Source organism: Amycolatopsis melonis (assembly GCF_040064235.1).
GTDB classification, from domain to species: Bacteria; Actinomycetota; Actinomycetes; order Mycobacteriales; family Pseudonocardiaceae; genus Amycolatopsis; species Amycolatopsis melonis.
This window is the reverse complement of record NZ_JBDZYD010000012.1, coordinates 309,701-330,334: the sequence shown is the minus strand read 5'-3', so window position 1 is coordinate 330,334 and position 20,634 is coordinate 309,701. Positions and strand designations below refer to the sequence as shown.

Here is a 20,634-nt window from a genome sequence, read left to right as displayed (position 1 = left end):
GCCCGGAATTGCGGTGTGGCGGTCAGGAATTGCGGTAGGCCGACGGGCGGACGCCGGTGTGCCGGACGAACGCCGTGGACAGGGCGCCGGCGCTGGTGAAGCCGCACCGCGGGGCGATCCGGTCCAGCGGCAGGGCGGTCTCGCGCAGCAGCCGCTTCGCCTCTTCGACCCGCAGCTCGGTGAGAAACCGGTGCGGGGTGCGCCCGGTGACGGTCCGGAACACCCGGACCAGGTGGTAGACCGACAGGTGCACCTCGGCGGCGACGTCGGCCAGGGTGACCGGCTCGGCCAGCCGCTCGCGCAGGAACGCGACGGCCGTCCGGACGCGGGCGTCCTCCCTGACCGGCGGCCGGTCCTCGCGCAGGCGCCCGTGCCGGGTCAGCAGGTGCATCGTCAGGAAGCCGGCCGCGGACTCGGCATAGAGGTCGTCGGCCGCGCCCGCCGAGCCGAGTGCCCGGACCGCCTCCGCCAGCAGCGGGTCGCCGGTGGCGACGGACGCCGCCATGGCCTCGAAGTCCGGGACGTCGCCGCCCAGCCGCGCCACGGCCGAGTCGACGGTGTCGCGCGGGATGTGCACCTGGACGCTGCGGAGGTTCCCGTCCGTGCGGTAGCTGCGGACCACCGGCCGGTGCGGGATGCCCAGCTGGACCTGCCCCGGCAGCCAGCGCTCGTGGACCGCGCGGCCGCCGTCGCGCGTCGTCATCGCGGCCTGCCCGGCGACCGGCAGAACCAGATGCAGGTCGGCCGCGCCGGGCAGCGCCATGTCCTCGGCGACCGGGACGTGGTCGAACCGCTGGACGAGCAAAGACCGCCAGCCGGCGTCTTCCCAGCTGCAGAACGTCCGCCGCACGAAGCGCCCGGTCTCGAATCCGGCATAGGGGCGCAGGTCGAACCGGACCGAGTCGAAGACCATGCGTCCGAGGTTACCCGCGGAGCGGAGTGACCCCTATCACAGGCCTATCACGTCGCGGCCGGAATCGGATTCGTTACAGGCCATTCGCGTGACCTTGCGTGGGACGCATTTCCCGTTATGCGGGACAGCTGGAGACGACTCTCAAGTAACTTACACCGTGCCGCGGAATGATCCACTAGGCCGTTTTCGCAGCTCGGCGGCGCATGATCCAGGAAAACGATCATCGAATGTGTCGATGCGGAGCGAACCGGCCAGGCTTTTTCCCGCATCCGGCGTTTCAAGTGCCAGGAAGCGGGGAAACAGCACTCGGCTGCCGGGCAGGACGAGCGTGCCGCCCGGCAGGCAGAGGAGCGGGGACCGCGGTCGGACGCCTGGTCGGAGGCGTCCGGTCCGGCTTGGCCGGCCCCCGGCGCGGTTTCGTGGACGCGTCGCCCGTCGCGGCGACGCGCGGTTCGGCGTGCCCGCAAATGCTCCCCGCAATACCTCTTGCATGCTCGGAATGGGGCGATGTTCATGCGGTGGAATGGTGCCGTTAATGGCGTGACTGTCGGTAGTGTCAAGCGGGAATCGGGTGGCTGCGAATTCCCGCATTTGGCGGTACTGACGATCTCCTGCGCCCGGCAGCGTGTTGATTCCGGACGGTCAGGCGATCGGGTCGTCAGCCGGACGTGGTGCAGTGGGGGCTTATTCAGATGGTGAATGCGGAGGATTCGGTCATGCAGTCCGTGAGAGAGGCGCACCGGAGCGCATCGGCGACGGCGGAGCAGCTGCACGCGGTGCTCTCGCACCTCACCCGGCGGCACCGCGTGCCGGGAGCGCAGCTCGCCGTGCTGCACCGGGGCGAAAAGACCGTGGTCCAGACCGGTGTCGAGCGTCGGGACCAGCCGATGACCGCGGTGTCGCCGGTCCCGATCGGCTCGATCACGAAGGTGGCCACCGCGACCGTGGCGATGGCCCTCGCCGCGGACGACGACCTCGACCTCGACGAGCCCGCCGGGGACGTCCTGGGCGTCTCCGGGCTGCCCGCCTGGCTCACCCCGCGCCTGCTGCTGTCCCACACCAGCGGCCTGCCGTCCGATCCGGCCGACGGCGCCGGGTCGTGCCTGCGGCAGATCCGGGCCGCCGAGCCCGTCTGCCCGCCCGGCACGGCGTTCTCGTACTCCAACCTCGGATACGCGCTGGTCGGCTCGCTCATCGAAGCCGTCACCGGGATGACCTGGCGCGAAGCGGTCGAAGCCATCCTGCTGGACCCGCTGGGCATCGAACCGGCCTACGTCGACAGCCCGGCCACCGTCTCCGGGCACGCGCACGGCGGCCGGGCGGTCGGCCAGCTCCTGCCGCCGATGCTCGAACCGGCGGGCGCACTCGCGCTGAGCGCCGCCGACCTTGCCGAGCTGGGCCGGGTCCACCTCGGCAAGCCCGGCATCCTCGACGTCGTCACCGCCGCCGACATGCACCGGCGCGTTCCCGCCGCCCGGCCGTACGGCCTGGCCGACGGCTGGGGCCTCGGGCTCGCGCACTTCGGCGACGGCGACGACGCCTGGCTGGGCCACGACGGCACGGCCGACGGCACCGCCTGCCACCTGCGGATCGACCAGGCAGGCGAGTGCGTGGTGGCGTTCACCGCGAACGGCGCAGGCGGCACGGACCTGTGGCACGACCTCACCGACGAGCTGCGCGGGCTGGACTTCGCGCTGCCGCTGCCGCGCTTCCGCGAGCCGGACGCCCGCCCGGTCCCGATGCCCGCCGGCGACTTCGCCACCTACCGCAACGGCGCGATCGACTACACGATCCGGCCCGGCGACGGCGGTGTCTGCCTGGTCGTCGACGGTGACGTCTTCCCCGAGCTGACCCGCTACGACGACGCCACCTTCACCGTGCGCGACCCGGCGACCGGCCGGGCCACCCCGTGCGGCCGGTTCCACGGCACGCCCGGCGCGGCCACCGCGGTCGAAATCGGCGGCCGCCTCGCGCGGCGCCGCTGAACTCCCTCCCTCCCCGCTCCGCCCGCCCGTGCCGGCGGGTTCCCCCGGTGTGCCCGAAAGGTGCGAACGACGATGACCGTGCAAGACACCCCGCCCGACGCGCCGGCGAGAACCGGCTCCCTGCCGGAGCTGTTCGCCGGGCGGGTGCGCGAACATCCGGACGCGGTCGCCGTGGACGGCGCCGGTGCCCGGCTGACCTACGCGGAGCTGGCCGCGGACGCGCACCGCCTCGCCGCCCGCCTGCACGCACTCGGCGTGCGGGCCGAGGACCGGGTCGGGGTGCTGCTGGACCGGTCGGCCGAGCTGGTCGTGACCGAGCTGGCGATCGTGACCGCGGGCGGGGCGTACGTGCCGCTGGACCGGCGGGCGCCGGACAGCAGGCTGCGCCTGGTGCTCGCCGCGGCGGGAGTCACGGTGCTGGTGACCGACGACCCGGCCCGCGCCGCGCGGGTCCACAATGGACCGATCGTCGAGGCCGGGCAGCCGCTGCCGGACACGGAATTCACGCCGCCGCCGGTAATGGCGGACCACCTCGCGTACCTGATGCACACGTCGGGGTCGACGGGGACACCCAAGGGTGTCGCGGTCCGCCACCGCGACGTGGCCGCCCTCGCCGCCGACCACCGGTTCGCCGGCGCGGCCCACCGCCGGGTCCTGCTGCACTCGCCGGTCGCGTTCGACGCGTCGACCTACGAACTGTGGGTGCCGCTGCTGACCGGCGGCACGGTGGTGGTCGCCCCGCCCGGCGACCTGGACGTCGAGACGCTGCGCGGGGTGCTCGCCCGGCACGGCGTCACCGCGCTCTGGCTGACCGCGGGCCTGTTCCGCGTCGTGGCGCAGGAGGCACCGGACTGCTTCCGCGGCGTGCAAGAGGTCTGGACCGGCGGGGACGTCGTCCCGGCCGGCGCCGCCCGGCGCGTCCTGCGGGCCTGTCCGGGGCTGACCGTGGTCGACGGCTACGGGCCGACCGAGACGACCACCTTCGCGACTTCCCACCCGATGCCGTCGGCGGACGGCGTCCCGGACGCGGTGCCGATCGGCCGTCCGCTGGACGACGTGCACACGTTCGTCCTGGACGGCGCGCTGAACCCGGTCGCGCCGGGCGAGCCCGGTGAGCTGCACCTGGCCGGTGCCGGGCTGGCACGGGGTTACTGGGCCCGGCCGGGGGCGACCGCGGAGCGGTTCGTGGCCTGCCCGTTCGGGCCGCCCGGCGAGCGCATGTACCGCACCGGCGATCTGGTGCGGCGGACGGAAAACGGCGAGCTGGAATTCCTCGGCCGCGCCGACGACCAGGTCAAGATCCGCGGCTTCCGGATCGAGCCGGGCGAGATCGAGACGGTGCTCACCGCCCACGCCGCGGTCGCCGAAGCCCTGGTCGTCGCGCGGGAGGACCGGCCGGGCGTCAAGCGGCTGGTCGCCTACGTGGTCCTCGCCCCGGAGGCGGCGCCGGTCGACCTGGCCGGGATCGCGGCCGCGGCACTGCCGGACTACATGGTCCCTTCGGCGTTCGTCGTGCTCGACGCATTCCCGTTGAGCGCCAACGGGAAAGTCGACCGGCGGGCGCTGCCCGCACCCCCGCCCGAACACGGCGCCGGCACCGAGCCGCAGACGGAGACCGAGCGGGCCGTCGCGCGGGTGCTGGCGGACGTCCTCGGCGTCGAGCACCTGGGTGCCGGGGACGACTTCTTCGCCCGCGGCGGCGATTCGATCCTCGCGGTCCAGGCGGTTTCCCGGCTGCGCCGGACCTTCGGCGCGGACTTCTCCGCCCGGACGCTGTTCGACGCGCCGAGTGTCGCCGCGCTGGCCCGGCTCCTCGGCGACGCACCCCGCGCGGCGGAGACCGGCATCCCCGTCGCGCCGCCGTCGGACACCGCACCGCTGTCACCCGCCCAGCGGCGGCTGTGGTTCCTCGACGAACTCACCGGCGGCAGCGCCGAATACAACACCGGCGTCGCGCTCCGGCTGTCCGGACCGCTCGACGTCGACGCGCTGCGCCGCGCGCTGGCCGCCCTCTGCGCCCGCCACGAGTCACTGCGCACGACGTTCGACTCCGTCGACGGCGAAGGAATCCAGCGGATCGCCCCGACCGGCGAAATCCCGCTGCGGATCGCGGACACCCCCGCCGGCGACGACGTCCTCGCCGCCGAGCTGAGTGTCCCGTTCGACCTGCGGACCGGGCCGCTGACCCGGGCCGTGCTGTACCCGCAGGCGCCGGGGGAGCACCTGCTCCTGCTGTGCCAGCACCACATCGTCACCGACGGCCGGTCCGTCGGCATCCTGATCGGCGAGCTGCTCGACTTCTACGCCGGGCACACCCCGCCGCCGCTGCCGGTGGGCTACCGCGACTACACCCTCTGGCGCCTGAAGTCCGAAAAGGACGATCAGCTCGCGTACTGGCGCGCGGCCCTCGACGGGATCGAGCCCCTGTCCGTGCCGACCGACCGGCCGCGGCCACCGCAGCGGTCGACCGCCGGGGCCGTCCACCGGCACGACCTGCCCGCGGACCTCGTGCGCCGCCTGGCCGACCTCGGCCGCCCGCACGGCGCGACGCTGTTCATGACCCTCACCGCGGCCGTGCAGGTGCTGCTCGCGGCGTACGGCGGCCAGCGCGACATCGCCGTCGGCACCGCCGTCGCCGGGCGCGACCGCGCCGAGCTGGAAGCACTCACCGGGTTCTTCGTCAACACCCTCGTCCTGCGGTCCCAGGTGGACGGCGAGCAGCCGTTCACCGGATTCCTCGCCGAGGTCCGGGAAACCGTGCTGGCGGCGTTCGCGCACGGCGACGTCGCCTTCGACCGCGTGGTGGAGGAGGTCCAGCCGGACCGCGACCCGTCTCGGACGCCGCTGGTGCAGGCCGTCGTCGTCCTGCAGAGCCCGCTGGTGCAGCCCCGCGAAGTCGCCGGGCTGCGGGTGAGCGAGTACGAGCTGCCGCGGCCGTCTGCCCGGTTCGACCTGGTGGTGGAGTTCTGGCCACGCGACGACGGCCTGCGGGTCACCGTCGAGTACGCCACCGCGCTCTTCGACACGGCCACCGTCGAACGGCTCACGCGCAGCCTCGAAGCACTGCTCACCGGCATTGCCGCCGACCCCGGCCGTCCGGTCGGCGACCTGCCGATGCTCACCGCGGACGACCGCCGCGTGCTGCTCGCCGCCCCGGACGCCGTCCCCGCCGCCACCGTCCCGGAGCTGTTCGACCGGTGCGCCGGGCGCACTCCGGACGCCCCGGCCGTACTCTGCGGGGACGTCCGGCTGACCTACGGCGAGCTGCGGGACCGGGCCGACCGCCTCGCGGCGCACCTGGTCCGGCTCGGCGTCCGGCCGGAGGACCGGGTCGGGGTGCTGATGGACCGCTCGGCCGACCTCGTGGTGGCGGTCCTGGCGGTCCTCAAGGCCGGCGGCGCCTACCTGCCGCTGGACCTGCGTGCCCCGGCCGACCGCCTGCGCCTGCTGCTCGACGGAACGGCGCTGCTGCTCACCGACGACCGGTGGCACGACATCGCGGTCACCGTCCACAGCGGACACACAGTCGTGGTCGCCGACGCGCTCGTGAGTGAAAAACAGTGTTCTAACCCGGTTTCTCACTCACGAGCCGCCGCGGCGAACCTGGCCTACGTCGAGTACACCTCCGGGTCGACCGGCGTGCCGAAGGGCGTGGCGGTCCGGCACGCCGACGTGACCGCGCTGGCCACCGACCGCCGGTTCGCCGGGGGCGCCCACGAGCGCGTGCTGCTGCATTCGCCGCTGGCCTTCGACGCCTCGACCTACGAACTCTGGGTACCGCTCCTCAACGGCGGCACGGTGGTCGTCGCGCCGCCCGGGGACCTCGACGCCGACGCGGTCCGGGCGCTGACCGCGGCCCACGGCGTCACCGCGATGTGGCTGACCGCGGGCCTGTTCCGGCTCTTCGCCGAGGAGACGCCCGAGTGCTTCGCCGGGCTGCGCGAGGTCTGGACCGGCGGCGACGTCGTCCCGCCGGAAGCCGCGCGCCGCGTGCTGGACCGGTGCCCGGGGCTCGCGGTCGTCGACGGCTACGGCCCCACCGAGACCACGACGTTCGCGACGTCCTTCGCGATGACGGAGCAGGTTCCCGACGTCGTGCCGATCGGGACGCCACTGGACGGCATGCGCGTCTACCTGCTCGACGACCGGCTGCGCCCGGTCCCGCCCGGTGCGCTCGGCGAGATCTGCATTGCCGGGGCCGGGCTGGCCCGCGGCTACTTCGCCCGGCCCGGCGCGACCGCCGACCGGTTCGTGGCCTGCCCGTTCGGCGCGCCCGGGGAGCGGATGTACCGCACCGGCGACCGCGGGCGGTGGCGTCCCGACGGGACCCTGGAGTTCGCCGGCCGCGCCGACGACCAGGTCAAGATCCGCGGTTTCCGCGTCGAGCCCGCCGAGGCCGAACGGGCACTGACCGCCGAACCTGGGGTGGCGCAGGCCGTCGTGACCGTCCGCGCCACCGGCGGCCGCAAGCGGCTCGTCGCCTACGTCGTCCCCGCCGAACAGGCCACTGTGGACTCCGGCGAGCTGCGCCGGGCACTGGCCCGCACGCTGCCGGACTACCTGGTCCCGTCGGCGATCGTCGTGCTGGAGGCACTCCCGCTCAACGCCAACGGCAAGATCGACCGCCACGCGCTGCCGGAGCCGGAGTCCGAAGCCGCCCGCGAGCCGGTGGCGCCGCGCACCGAGCGCGAGGCGGTGCTCGCCGGGATCTGGGCCGACGTCCTCGGTGTCGACCGCGTCGGCGTGGAGGACAACTTCTTCGCCCTCGGCGGCGACTCGATCCTGAGCATCCAGGTCAGCGCCCGTGCCCGGCGGGCGGGCCTGGCGGTGACGACCGCCGACCTGTTCCGGCACCAGACGATCGCCGCGCTGGCCCCGGCCGTCGCCGAAGCCGGTGCGGCCCCGGAGCGCGGCCCGGTGTCCGGCGACGTCGTCCTGACCCCGATCCAGCGCTGGTTCTTCGCGACGTCGCGCGCCCCGGAACGGTTCGACCAGGCCATTTCGGTCGTCCTCGCCGAGGACGCCGGCGAGATCGCCGTGACCACGGCGATGGCGGCGCTGGCCGAGCACCACGACGCCCTGCGGATGCGGTTCATCCACGACGACGACGGCGGGTGGCGGCAGCACAACGCGGCCGTCGGCGAGGAACCCTCGCAGCTGCGGTGGTCGCTGTCCGGCCGGGTGCTGCGCCTGTCCGCGCACCACCTGGTCGTCGACGGCGTGTCGTGGCGGATCCTGCTGGACGACTTCGAGCGCGCCTACCGGCAGGTCGTGCGTGGCGAGCCGGTCGATCTCGGCCCGCGCACGACGTCGTTCCGGGACTGGGCCGCGCGCCTGGCCGCCCACGCGGAGGCGGGTGGGTTCGACGACGAACTGGACCACTGGCGCGGTCTCCCGGCCGCCCTGCCCGTCCCGGTCGACGGTGCCGGGCCGAACACCGTCCGGCAGGCGCGCACGGTCACCGTCCGGCTCCCGGCCGGGGAGACGCGGGCGCTGCTGCGGCAGGTCCCGGACGTCTACCGGACGCAGGTCAACGACGTCCTGCTCGCGGCGCTGGGCCGGGTTCTGCGGGACTGGACCGGGCACACCCCGGTGATCGACCTGGAAGGACACGGCCGCGAGGAGCTGTTCGCCGACGTCGACCTGTCGCGGACCGTCGGCTGGTTCACCACGATGTTCCCGGTCGCCCTCGACGTCCCCGGCGACTGGGGAACGGCCTTGAAGTCGGTCAAGGAACAGCTGCGGTCGGTACCGCGGCGAGGCATCGGCTACGGCGCCCTGCGCTACCTCACCGGCACCGCGCCCGTCATCGACCCACAGGTCAGCTTCAACTACCTCGGGCAGTTCGACCTGCCCGGCGACCTGTACGCGGGCCTGCACGGCGAGCTGTCGCTGGACGCCGACCCCGACGACGTCCGCCCGCACCTGCTGGACGTCGTCGGCCGGATCGACGGCGACGAGCTGGAGTTCGCCTGGCACTACGCCGAGGGCGTGCACGACGAGACCACTGTGGACCGGCTCGCCACCGCGATGCTCGACGCGCTGCGCGGGATCGTCACGCACTGCGCGCAGCCGGACGCGGGCGGCCGCACGCCCTCGGACTTCCCGCTGGCCGCACTCGACCAGTCCACAGTGGATCGGCTCGTCGGCGACGGCCGCGCCGTCGAGAACGTCTACCCGCTGACACCGATGCAGGCCGGGATGGTGTTCCACGGCCTGGCCCAGCCCGGCGACCGCGTCTACTTCGAACAGATCTCCTTCGCCCTCGACGGCGTACCGGACCCGCGACGGCTCGGCGAGGCGTTCCAGCGGATCGCCGACCGGACGCCGGTGCTGCGCAGCCGGATCGTCTGGGAGGACGTGCCCGAACCCCTGCAGGTCGTCCAGCGGACCGCGACCGTCCCGGTGTCCTACCCGGACTGGTCCGGAAAGGACACCGAGGAGGAACTGCGGCGGACCCTGGCCGAGGACCTCGCCGACGGGCTCGACCTCACCCGGGCGCCGCTCATGCGGCTGGTCGTCGCCCGCGAGTCGGCCACGACGGTCCGCGTGGTCTGGACGTTCCACCACGTCCTGCTCGACGGCTGGAGCGTCTTCGGCGTCCTGTCCGACGTCCTCGCGGTGCTGCGCGGCGAGGAACCCCCGGCCCGCCGTCCCTTCCGCGACTACGCCGCCTGGCTCGCCGCTCAGGACGACCGCCTCGCCGAAGCCCACTGGCGAGCCGAACTCGCCGGGGTCACGCCGACCCCGCTGCCCGGCGGCCGCGCGGCCGGCACGCACACGGCCAGCTCGTCGGCCCGGATCCCGGTCGAACTCGACGACGAGGCCTCGGCCGCGGTCTACGCCTTCGCCCGGCGCCACCGGCTGACCGTCAACACGGTCGTCCAGGGCGCCTGGGCGGCACTGCTGTCGCGCTACAGCGGCGAACGCGAGGTGTGCTTCGGGGCGACGGTGTCCGGCCGCCCGGCGGAACTGCCCGGCGCCGACGACATCCCGGGCCTGTTCATCAACACCCTGCCGGTGCGGGTGCGGCTCGACAGCGACCGCGGGGTCGCCGCCTGGCTGCGGGAAATCCAGGCGGCGCAGGCGGAATCCCGCCGCTTCGGGCATGTCGGCCTGACCCGGCTGCAGGCGTGGAGCGGCAGCGACGGCAGCCTGTTCGACAGCATCGTCGTCTTCGAGAACTACCCGGTCGGCGAAGTCTCCGGGGTGCGGGAGGTCCGCGCGGCCGAGCGCACCAACTACCCGCTCGGCGTCGTCGCCTACCCCGGGCCGCGGCTGTCGCTGGTGCTGACCCACGACCCCGAGCTGATCGACCCGGCGCTCGCCACCCGGCTCGCGAACCACCTCGAAGCACTCGTGCGCGGGTTCGCGGCGGCGCCGCACGAGCCGGTGACGCACGTGCCGATGCTGTCGGCCGCCGAGATCCGGTCGCTGCTGGAAGAGCGCAACGACACCACCCGCCCGCTGCCCGGCGGAACGGTGGCCGAGCTGTTCGAGGCGCGCGTCCGGCGCGACCCCGGCGCGGTCGCGCTGGTGACCGACGACGAGTCCGTCACCTACGGCGAACTGGACGTCCGCGCCAACCGGCTGGCCCACCGGCTGCGGGAGCTGGGCGTCCGGCACGAGGACCGGGTCGCGATCCTGATGGACCGCTCGCCCGATCTGGTCGTCGCCGAGCTGGCCGTCGTCAAGGCCGGCGGCGCCTACCTGCCGCTGGACCTGCGCGCGCCTGCCGAACGCCTGCGGCTGCTGCTGCGCGAAGCCGCGGCCGGGGTCCTGGTGACCGACGACGCCTGGCGGGACACCGCCGAGAGTGTCCACAGTGGCCCGGTCGTCACCGCCGCGGCCGCCGGTCCCGAGACTGCGCCGCAGGTCACGACCTATCCCGACCAGCTCGCCTACGTCATCTACACCTCCGGCTCCACCGGGAAACCCAAGGGCGTGGCCGCGCGGCACCGGGACGTCGTGGCCCTGGCCGCCGACCACCGCTTCGCCGCGCACGACCGCGTGCTGCTGCACTCACCGCAGGCGTTCGACGCCTCGACGTACGAACTCTGGGTCCCGCTGCTCAACGGCGGCACGGTCGTGCTCGCGCCCCCGGGTGACCTCGACGTCCACACCCTCGCCCGGGTCCTGACCACGCACCAGGTCACCGGCACGTTCCTCACCACCGGCCTGTTCCGGCTGGTCTCCCAGGAGGCCCCCGAAGCGTTCGCCGGCGTCCGGGAGGTCTGGACCGGCGGGGACGCCGTGCCCGCCGCCGCCCTGCGCCGCGTCCAGGCGGCCTGTCCCGACACCCTGGTCGCCGACGTCTACGGCCCCACCGAAACCACGACGTTCGCGACCGTGCACCCGCTGCCCGGCGAGATCCCCGACGTCGTCCCGATCGGGGCGCCGCTGGACAACGTCCGCGTCTACGTCCTCGACGCCGATCTGCGGCTCACCCCGCCGGGCGCGCCGGGCGAGCTGCACATCGCCGGGGAAGGCCTGGCCCGCGGCTACCTCGGGCGGCCGGGGCTGACCGCCGAGCGGTTCGTCGCCGACCCGTTCGGCCCGCCGGGGGAGCGGATGTACCGCACCGGCGACCTCGTGCGCTGGACCACCGACGGGGTGCTGGAGTTCGTCGGCCGGGCCGACGAGCAGGTCAAGGTGCGCGGCTTCCGCATCGAGCCCAGCGAGATCGAAGCCGCGCTCGGCGAGCACCCGGACGTCGAGCAGGCGGCCGTGCTGGCCCGCGCCGACGGCGGCGTGAAGCGCCTGGTCGCCTACGTCGTCGGCGAAACCCGCGGGCTGGCGGAGTTCCTCGGCCGGACCCTGCCGGACTACATGGTCCCGGCCGCGTTCGTGCGGCTGGAGAAGTTCCCGGTCAACGTCAACGGCAAGCTCGACCGCCACGCGCTGCCCGCGCCCGACTTCGGCGTCCGCGAGCACGTGCCGCCGCGAACCGGCCGCGAACGCGTCCTCACCGGCATCTGGGCCGAAGTCCTCGGCGTCGAGCGCGTCGGCGTCACCGACGACTTCTTCGAGCTGGGCGGCGACTCCATCCTCAGCATCCAGGTGGTCTCCCGCGCCCGCCGGGCCGGGCTGGACCTGCAGCCCGGTGACCTGTTCACCCACCGCACCCCGGCCGCGCTCGTCGCCGCGGCGCGCACGACCGATGAGGTCGCCGAGCGCGGCCCGGTCAGCGGCGCGGTGCCGCTCACGCCGATCCAGCGCTGGTTCTTCGCCACCCAGACCGCCGAGCCCGCCCACTTCCACCAGTTCGTCCACTTGGGACCGGACACGGTGAACCTGGCCGCCGCCCGCCAGGCCGTGGACGCGCTGCTGGAGCACCACGACGCGCTGCGGATGCGGTTCACCTCCGGCGACGACGGGTGGCATCAGGAGAACGGGCCGGTCGGGGGCGAGACGCCGCTGGTGCGCCTGGACGTCTCCGAGCACGACGTCAAGCTGGCGGTGCACCACCTCGTGGTCGACGGCGTGTCGTGGCGGGTGCTCGTCGAGGACTTCGACCGTGCCTACGACCAGGCCCTGCGTGGCGAGCCGATCGACCTCGGCCCGCGCACGACGTCGTTCCGCGAGTGGGCCACCCGGCTGGCCGAACATGCCGAAGCCGGCGGTTTCGACGACGAACTGGACCACTGGCGTTCCCTGCCCGGGACCACCGCACTGCCGGTCGACGGCGACGGCGACACCTCGGTTGCCGGGATGCGCGCGGTCACCGTCCGGCTTCCCGAAGCCGAGACGCGTGCCCTGCTGCGCGAGGTCCCCGCGGTCTACCGGACGCAGGTCAACGACGTCCTGCTCACCGCGCTCGGCCGGGTGCTGCGCGACTGGACCGGGCAGACCCCGGTCGTCGACCTCGAAGGCCACGGCCGGGAGGACCTGTTCGACGACGTCGACCTGTCCCGGACCGTCGGGTGGTTCACCACCATGTTCCCGGTCGCCCTCGACGTCCCCGGCGACTGGGGCACGGCACTGAAGTCGGTCAAGGAACAGCTGCGGTCGGTACCGCGGCGGGGCATCGGCTATGGGGCACTCCGGTACCTCACCGGCACCGCGCCCGTGATCGATCCGCAGGTGAGCTTCAACTACCTCGGGCAGTTCGGCGCCGGGCGCATCGAGTCCGACGAGAGCCCGCGGTCGGCCCGGGCACACCTGCTCGACGTCGTCGGCCGCGTCGAAGGCGGAGAACTGGAACTGACCTGGTACTACGCCGACGGCGTGCACCGTGAGTCCACTGTGGAGGAACTCGCCACGGCGATGCTGGCCGCCCTGCGCGGGATCGTCGCGCACTGCGCGCAGCCGGGCGCGGGCGGCCGGACGCCGTCGGACTTCCCGCTGGTCACGCTCACGCAGTCCGAAGTGGACGAGCTGGTCGGCGACGGCCGGGCCGTCGAGGACGTCTACCCGCTGACGCCGATGCAGGCCGGGATGGTGTTCCACGCCCTGTCCCAGCGCGAGGAACGCGTCTACTTCCAGCAGGTGTCCTTCGTCCTCGAAGGCGCCGACGACCCGGCCGCGCTGGCACGCGCCTGGCAGCAGGTCGTCGACCGGACGCCGGTGCTGCGCACCCGGATCGTCTGGGAAGGCGTGCCCGAACCGGTTCAGGTCGTGCAGCGGCAGCTCGGCGTGCCGGTCACCCACCTCGACTGGCGGGACCGCACCCTCGACGAACAGGCCGAAGCCTGGCAGGACGTGCTCGCCGCCGACCGCGCCGAAGGCCTCGACCTCACCGCGTCGCCCCTGCTGCGGCTGGTGCTGGCCCGGCTGTCGGACACCGAAATCCGGGTCCTGTGGACGTTCCACCACGTCCTGCTCGACGGCTGGAGCGTCTTCGGCGTGCTGTCGGACGTCTTCGCCGCCTACGCCGGGGCCCCGCTGCCCGAGCGGCCGCCCTTCCGCGAGTACGTCGCGTGGCTGGCCCGGCAGGACGACGCCGCGGCCGAACGGCACTGGCGGCGCGAACTCGGCGACCTCACCGCCCCGGCCCGGCTGCCCTTCGACCGCGTCCCCGCGCAGGCCCACACCAGCCGCTCGGCGCGCTGGCTGCGGGTGCCGGTCGAGAACTCGGCCCGGCTGCAGGACACCGCCCGGGCCGCCGGGCTGACGATGAACACGGTCCTGCAGGGTGCCTGGGCGCTGCTGCTGTCGCGGCTGAGCGGCGAGCGGGACGTCTGCTTCGGCACCACGGTGTCCGGGCGCCCGGTCGAGCTGCCCGGCGCCGACGACGTCACCGGCATCTTCATCAACACCCTGCCGGTGCGCGTCACCGCGGCCGGCGGCGCCGTGGCCGACTGGCTCGCGGCCCTGCAGGCCCGGCAGGTGGAGGCCCGCCGGTTCGGGCACCTGCCGCTGACGAAACTGCAGGCTTGGAGCGGCACGTCCGGCAGCCTGTTCGACAGCCTCGTCGTCTTCGAGAACTACCCGGTCAGCGCCGCCGCGGCGCACGGCCTGCGGCTGCGGGACGTCGACGCGGTAGAGACGACGAACTACCCGCTCAGCATCGTCGCCTCGCCGGGGAAGACGCTCACCATCGACGTCGGCTACGACCCCGACCTGTTCGACACCGCCACCGCCGAGCGGATCGCCCGGCAGCTCACCGGCATCCTCGACGCCTTCGCCACCGGCCCGCACCGGCGGCTGGACGAGGTCGACCTGCTCACCGAGGCCGAACGCCACCAGGTGCTGGTGGCCTGGAACGACACCGCGCACCCGCTGCCCGACGGCAGCGTCGCCGGGCTGTTCACCGCACAGGCCCGGCGCACGCCGGACGCGGTCGCCCTGACCGGCGACGACGTCGAGCTGACCTACGCCGAACTGGCGGAACGGGCCGAGCGGCTCGCCCGCTACCTGGTCTCACTCGGCGCCGGGCCGGAGCGGCTCGTCGGCGTGCTCATGGAACGTTCGCCGGAGCTGGTCGTCGCCGAACTCGCGATCGTGCTGGCCGGTGCCGCGTACCTGCCGCTGGACACCCGGGCCCCCGAGGCGCGGCTGCGGACCCTCCTGGACGGCGTGCCGATCCTGCTGGCCGACGACACCTGGGCCGACACCGCCCGGACACTCCACAGTGGACACGTCGTCGTCCCGGGCGGGCAGACCGCGGACGTCCCGCTGCCGACGGCGGACCCGGACAACCTCGCGTACGTCATCTACACCTCCGGTTCGACCGGCAAGCCGAAGGGCGTCGCGGTGCGTCAGCGGGACGTCGTGGCGCTGACCGCCGAGCGGCGATTCGCCGCGCACGACCGCGTGCTGCTGCATTCGCCGCAGGCGTTCGACGCCTCGACGTACGAACTCTGGGTGCCGCTGCTCAACGGCGGCACGGTCGTGCTCGCGCCGCCGGGTGACCTCGACGTCGAAACCCTCGGCCGGGTCCTGGCCACGCACAAGGTCACCGGGACGTTCCTGACGACCGGCCTGTTCCGGCTGGTCGCGCAGGAGGCGCCGGAGGTGTTCGCCGGGGTCCGGGAGGTCTGGACCGGCGGCGACGCCGTGCCCGCGGCCGCCCTGCGCCGGGTCCAGGAAGCGTGCCCGGACACCCTGGTCGCCGACGTCTACGGGCCGACCGAGACCACGACGTTCGCGACCGTGCAGCCGCTGCCCGGTGAGATCCCCGACGTCGTCCCGATCGGCAAGCCCCTGGACAACATGCGGGCCTACGTCCTCGACGCCGACCTGCGGCCGGTCCCGCCGGGTGCGTCCGGCGAGCTGTACCTCGCCGGCGCGGGCTTGGCGCGCGGCTACCACGGCGACCCTGGCCTGACCGCCGACCGGTTCCCGCCCGCACCCTTCGGGCCGCCCGGCGAGCGGATGTACCGCACCGGCGACCTGGTGCGCTGGAACGCCCGCGGCGAGCTGGAGTTCGTCGGCCGGGTCGACGAGCAGGTCAAGGTCCGCGGCTTCCGCATCGAGCCGAGCGAGATCGAGGCCGCGCTGGCCGAGCACCCCGGCGTCACGCAGGCCGCGGTGGTGGCGCGGGAGGACCACGGCGTCAAGCGCCTGGTCGCCTACTTCACCGGCGACGCGGACGACCTGGCCGCGTTCCTGGGCCGGACGCTGCCGGACTACATGGTCCCGGCCGCGTTCGTCCGGCTCGAGCGGTTCCCGCTGAACGTCAACGGGAAGCTCGACCGCACCGCCCTGCCCGCGCCGGACTTCACCGCCGACCGCAGCCGCACCGAGCCCTCGACCGAGGCCGAGCGGACGCTCGCCGCGATCTGGGCGGACGTCCTCGGCGTCGACGGCGTCGGTGCCGAGGCCAACTTCTTCGAGCTGGGCGGGGATTCCATCCTCAGCATCCAGGTCGTCTCGCGCGCCCGCCGGGCCGGGCTGACCCTGCTGCCGCACGACGTCTTCCGGCACCCGACGCTGGCCGCGCTGGCCGCGCACGCCGGCGGTGACGGCGGACCGCGCGCCGAGCAGGGCCCGGTCACCGGCGAGGCGCCGCTGACGCCGATCCAGCGCTGGTACTTCCAGACCCAGCCGGAGCGGTTCGACCAGCGGGTGGTGGTCGAGTTCGCCGAGGACGTCGACGAACCGGCGTTGCGTCGCGCGCTGGCCGCGCTCTGGGAGCACCACGACGCGCTGCGGCTGCGGTTCGGCGGCGGGGTCCAGCACGGCGAGCCGGTCCGACCGGTGGAGCTGCTGCGCGACAAGGTGGCGTTCGACCTCGCCCGCGGCCCGCTGCTGACCGCGGTGCTCGACGGGCGGCGGCTGCTGCTGGCCGCGCACCACCTCGTCGTCGACGGCGTGTCGTGGCGGATCCTCCTGGAAGACCTCCAGGCCGCCTACCGCGGCGAGACGCTCGCCCCGAAGACGACGGCGTTCCTCGACTGGGCCCGGCGGCTGGCCGCACTGGCCGAGGCCGGTGGCTTCGACGACGAGCTGGACCACTGGCGCGGCCTGCCGCCCGTGCCACCGCTGCCCGCCGACGGCGAGGGTCCGGCCACCATCGCCGACAGCCGCGAAGTCACCGTCCGGCTCACCGCCGAGGAGACGCGCGCGCTGGTGCAGGACGTCCCGGAGGTGTACCGGACGCAGGTCAACGACGTCCTGCTCGCCGCACTGGGCCGCGTGCTGCGGGACTGGACCGGGCAGACGCCCGTCGTGAACCTCGAAGGCCACGGGCGGGAGGAGTTGTTCGACGACGTCGACCTGTCCCGGACCGTCGGCTGGTTCACCACGATGTTCCCGGTGGCCCTGGAGGTTCCGGACGACTGGGGCACGGCACTGAAGTCGGTCAAGGAGCAGCTGCGGTCGGTACCGCGACGGGGCATCGGCTATGGGGCACTCCGGTACCTCACCGGCACCGCGCCCGTGATCGATCCCCTGGTGAGCTTCAACTACCTCGGCCGGTTCGACGACGACGCCGCGGGCAAGCTCGACGCCGACGTCGACCCGGCCGCGCCCCGGACCCACGCCCTCGACGTCGTCGGCCGGATCACCGGCGGCGAACTGGAACTGAGCTGGTCCCACATCGCCGGGCTGCACCGCCACGACACCGTCGCCGCACTGGCCGGGCGGATGCTGGACGCCCTTCGCGAGATCATCGCGCACTGCGCGACCCCGGAGGCCGGTGGCCGGACGCCGTCGGACTTCCCCCTGGTCACCCTCGATCAGTCGCAAGTGGACGCACTCGCCGGCGACGGGCGGGCCGTCGAGGACGTCTACCCGCTGACCCCGATGCAGGGCGGCATGGTCTTCCACGGCCTCTCGCAGACCGCCCAGGGCCTGTACTTCGAGCAGGCCACCTTCGTCCTCGACGGCGTCACCGACCCGGCCCGCCTCGCCCGCGCATGGCAGCAGGTCGTCGACCGGACACCGGTCCTGCGCACGGCGTTCATCTGGGCCGGGGTCGACGAGCCGGTGCAGGTCGTCCACCGCGCCGCCGAACTGCCGGTCCGCCACCTCGACTGGACCGGGCTCGGCGAACCCGGCCGCGCCGAAGAACTGCGGCAGCTGCTGGCCGAGGACCGCGACCAGGGCCTCGACCTCGGCACCGCACCGCTGATGCGGGTCGTCCTGGCCCGGCTGTCGGACACCGAAGTCCAGGTGCTGTGGACGTTCCACCACGTCCTGCTCGACGGCTGGAGCGTCTTCCAGGTCCTCTCCGACGTCTGCACTGCCTACGCCGGGCAGCCGCTGCCGGTGCGGCCGCCGTTCCGCGAGTACCTGGCCTGGCTCGCCCGCCAGGACGACACCGAGGCCGAACGGTTCTGGCGTGCCGCGCTCGCCGGGATCGAAGGCCCGACACCGCTGCCCGCCGACCGGACCCGGGCGCCGGGGCATGCGCCCTGTTCGGCGGAGTGGCTGCCGGTCCGGCTCGACGAGTCCGCCACCGGCACGCTCGACGCGTTCGTCAAGCGGCACGGCCTCACCCACAACGTCGTGCTGCAGGGGGCCTGGACGCTGCTGCTGTCGGTCTACAGTGGACACCGCGACGTCGTGTTCGGCGCCACCACCTCCGGCCGCCCGGCCGAAGTACCCGGCGTGGACGACATCACCGGCATCTTCATCAACACGCTGCCCGTGCGGGCCGAGGTCCGCCGCGGCGCCCGCGTCGCCGAGTGGCTGGCCGGGCTCCAGGCCGCCCAGGCCGAAGCCCGCGGCCACGGGCACGTGCCGCTGGCCCGCGTGCAGGGCTGGGCCGGGCTACCGGGCGGGGTGAACCTGTGCGACAGCCTGGTGGTGTTCGAGAACTACCCGATCACCGGCGCGGCCGCCGGGCACGGCCTGGCCGTGCGCGAGCTGTCGGCACGCGAGACGACGAACTTCCCGCTCACCGTGGTCGCCTCACCCGGCCGGGAACTGACCGTCGACTTCGGCTACGACCCGGCCCTGTTCGACGCCGCTACGGCCGCCCGCCTCGCCGGGCACCTGCTCACCCTGCTGCGCGAGCTGGCCGCCGACGGCGACCGCGTGCTCGGCGACGTCCCGATGCTGACCGCCGACGACGCCCGCACCCTGGCCGAGTGGACGGCTCCCGCCGCGGAACCACCGGCCCGGACGCTGCCGGAGCTGTTCGCCGAGCAGGTCCGGCAGCGTCCGGACGCGGTCGCGGCCGTCCTCGACGGCGAGCCGGTGACCTACGCCGAGCTGAACCGGCGGGCCAACCGCTTGGCGAACCGGCTGGTCGGGCTCGGGCTGCGGCCGGAGGAACCGGTCGGGCTCGCCGTCGGCCGCGCCGCGGCCGTGGTCGCCGAGCTGGCCGTGGTCAAGGCGGGCGGCGCCTACCTCCCGCTCGACACCCGCGCGCCCGCCGAGCGGCAGCAGACGCTGCTCGACGGCGTCCGGTTCGTCGTCGCCGAGACGGCGTACCCGTACGCCCGGACCGTCCTGCTGTCCTCTGTGGACGACGAGCCCGACGGCGATCCGGCCGTCGACGTTGATCCGGACCAGCTGGCGTACGTGATGTACACGTCCGGGTCGACCGGCGTGCCGAAGGGTGTCGCCGTGCGGCACCGCGACGTGGCCGCACTGGCCGCCGACCACCGGTTCCGCGGCGGCGCGCACGAGCGCGTCCTGCTGCACTCGCCGCTGGCCTTCGACGCCACGACCTACGAGCTGTGGGTGCCGCTGCTGGGCGGTGGCTGTGTCGTCGCCGGTCCCGGCGAGGGCGTGGACGCGCCGGCGTTGCGCGAGCTGGTCCGCGAGCACGGCCTGACCGCGATGTGGATCACCGCCGGGCTCTTCCGCGTGCTGGCGCAGGACACCCCGGACTGCTTCGCGGGCCTGCGCGAGGTCTGGACCGGCGGCGACGTCGTCCCGGCGGCCGCGGTCCGGCGGGTCCTGGCCGCGTGTCCCGGCCTGCGGGTCGTCGACGGCTACGGCCCGACCGAGACGACCACCTTCGCCACGGCCCACCCGATGGCCGGGCCCGTCCCGGACCGCATTCCCATCGGCAAGCCGCTGGACGGCGTGCGGGCCCGCGTCCTCGACGCGGACCTGCGCCCGGTGCCGCCGGGCGTGCCCGGGGAGCTGTGCCTGGCGGGTGCGGGCCTGGCCCGCGGCTACCGGAACCGGCCGGGCTTCACCGCCGACCGGTTCGTCGCCGACCCGTACGGCCCGCCGGGGGAGCGGATGTACCGCACCGGCGACATCGTCCGCTGGACCGCCGACGGCGAGCTGGAGTTCCTCGGCCGCGTCGACGACCAGGTGAAGCTGCGCGGATTCCGCGTCGAGCCCGGCGAGGTCGAGGCCACGCTGGCCCGGCACCCCGACGTCGCGCAGGCCGCGGTCGTCGTCCGCGAAGACCAGCCGGGTGCCAAGCAGCTCGTCGCCTACGTCGTCTCGGACGCCGGTGAGGACGCGCTCCGGGCGTTCCTGGCCCGGTCGCTGCCGGACTACCTGATCCCGGCGGCGTTCGTCGCGCTGGACCGGCTTCCGGTGAGCGCCAACGGCAAACTCGACCGGCGCGCGCTGCCCGCTCCCGCCGGGCCGTCGGCCGGGCACGTCGAGCCGTCGACCGAGACCGAGCGCGCGATCGCGGCGATCTGGGCCGAGGTGCTGGGCGTGGACCGGGTCGGTGCCGAAGACAGCTTCTTCGCGCTCGGCGGCGATTCGCTGCGGAGCCTGCAGATCGCGGCCAAGGCGAGCGCGCTGTTCGCCGTGCGGCTGACCCCGGCCGACGTGCTGACCGCCCGCACCGTCGCCGGGCTGGCCGGTGCGGTCGAGGAACTCATCCTGGGCGAGCTGGAAAGCCTCGCCTCCGACCAGGAAGCGTGAGGACGT

Annotated in this window: 3 protein-coding genes; 2 read left to right on the top strand and 1 reads right to left on the bottom strand. The window is 74.1% G+C overall.

Translation table 11 applies throughout. The features are described from left to right. Positions 1-22 precede the first annotated feature (22 nt). Entirely contained in the window at positions 23-913 is an 891-nt protein-coding gene (locus ABJI51_RS31170; protein ID WP_348954615.1) for an AraC family transcriptional regulator, read from the bottom strand. Positions 914-1,629: 716 nt separating this feature from the next. Between ABJI51_RS31170 and ABJI51_RS31165 the strand changes: the two genes are divergently transcribed. Then, a complete protein-coding gene (locus tag ABJI51_RS31165) occupies positions 1,630-2,898 on the top strand; it encodes a serine hydrolase domain-containing protein (protein WP_348954614.1) in 1,269 nt (422 codons plus the stop codon). 78 nt (positions 2,899-2,976) lie between these two features. Then, on the top strand, positions 2,977-20,628 hold the full coding sequence (locus ABJI51_RS31160; protein ID WP_431605676.1) for a non-ribosomal peptide synthetase: 17,652 nt from the start codon (positions 2,977-2,979) through the stop codon (positions 20,626-20,628). Positions 20,629-20,634: the final 6 nt, after the last annotated feature.

Coding starts and splice junctions, on each gene's coding strand:
- ABJI51_RS31170 (WP_348954615.1), bottom strand. CDS start 913: ATGGTCTTCGACTCGGTCCGGTTCGACCTGCGCCCCTATGCCGGATTC.
- ABJI51_RS31165 (WP_348954614.1), top strand. CDS start 1,630: ATGCAGTCCGTGAGAGAGGCGCACCGGAGCGCATCGGCGACGGCGGAG.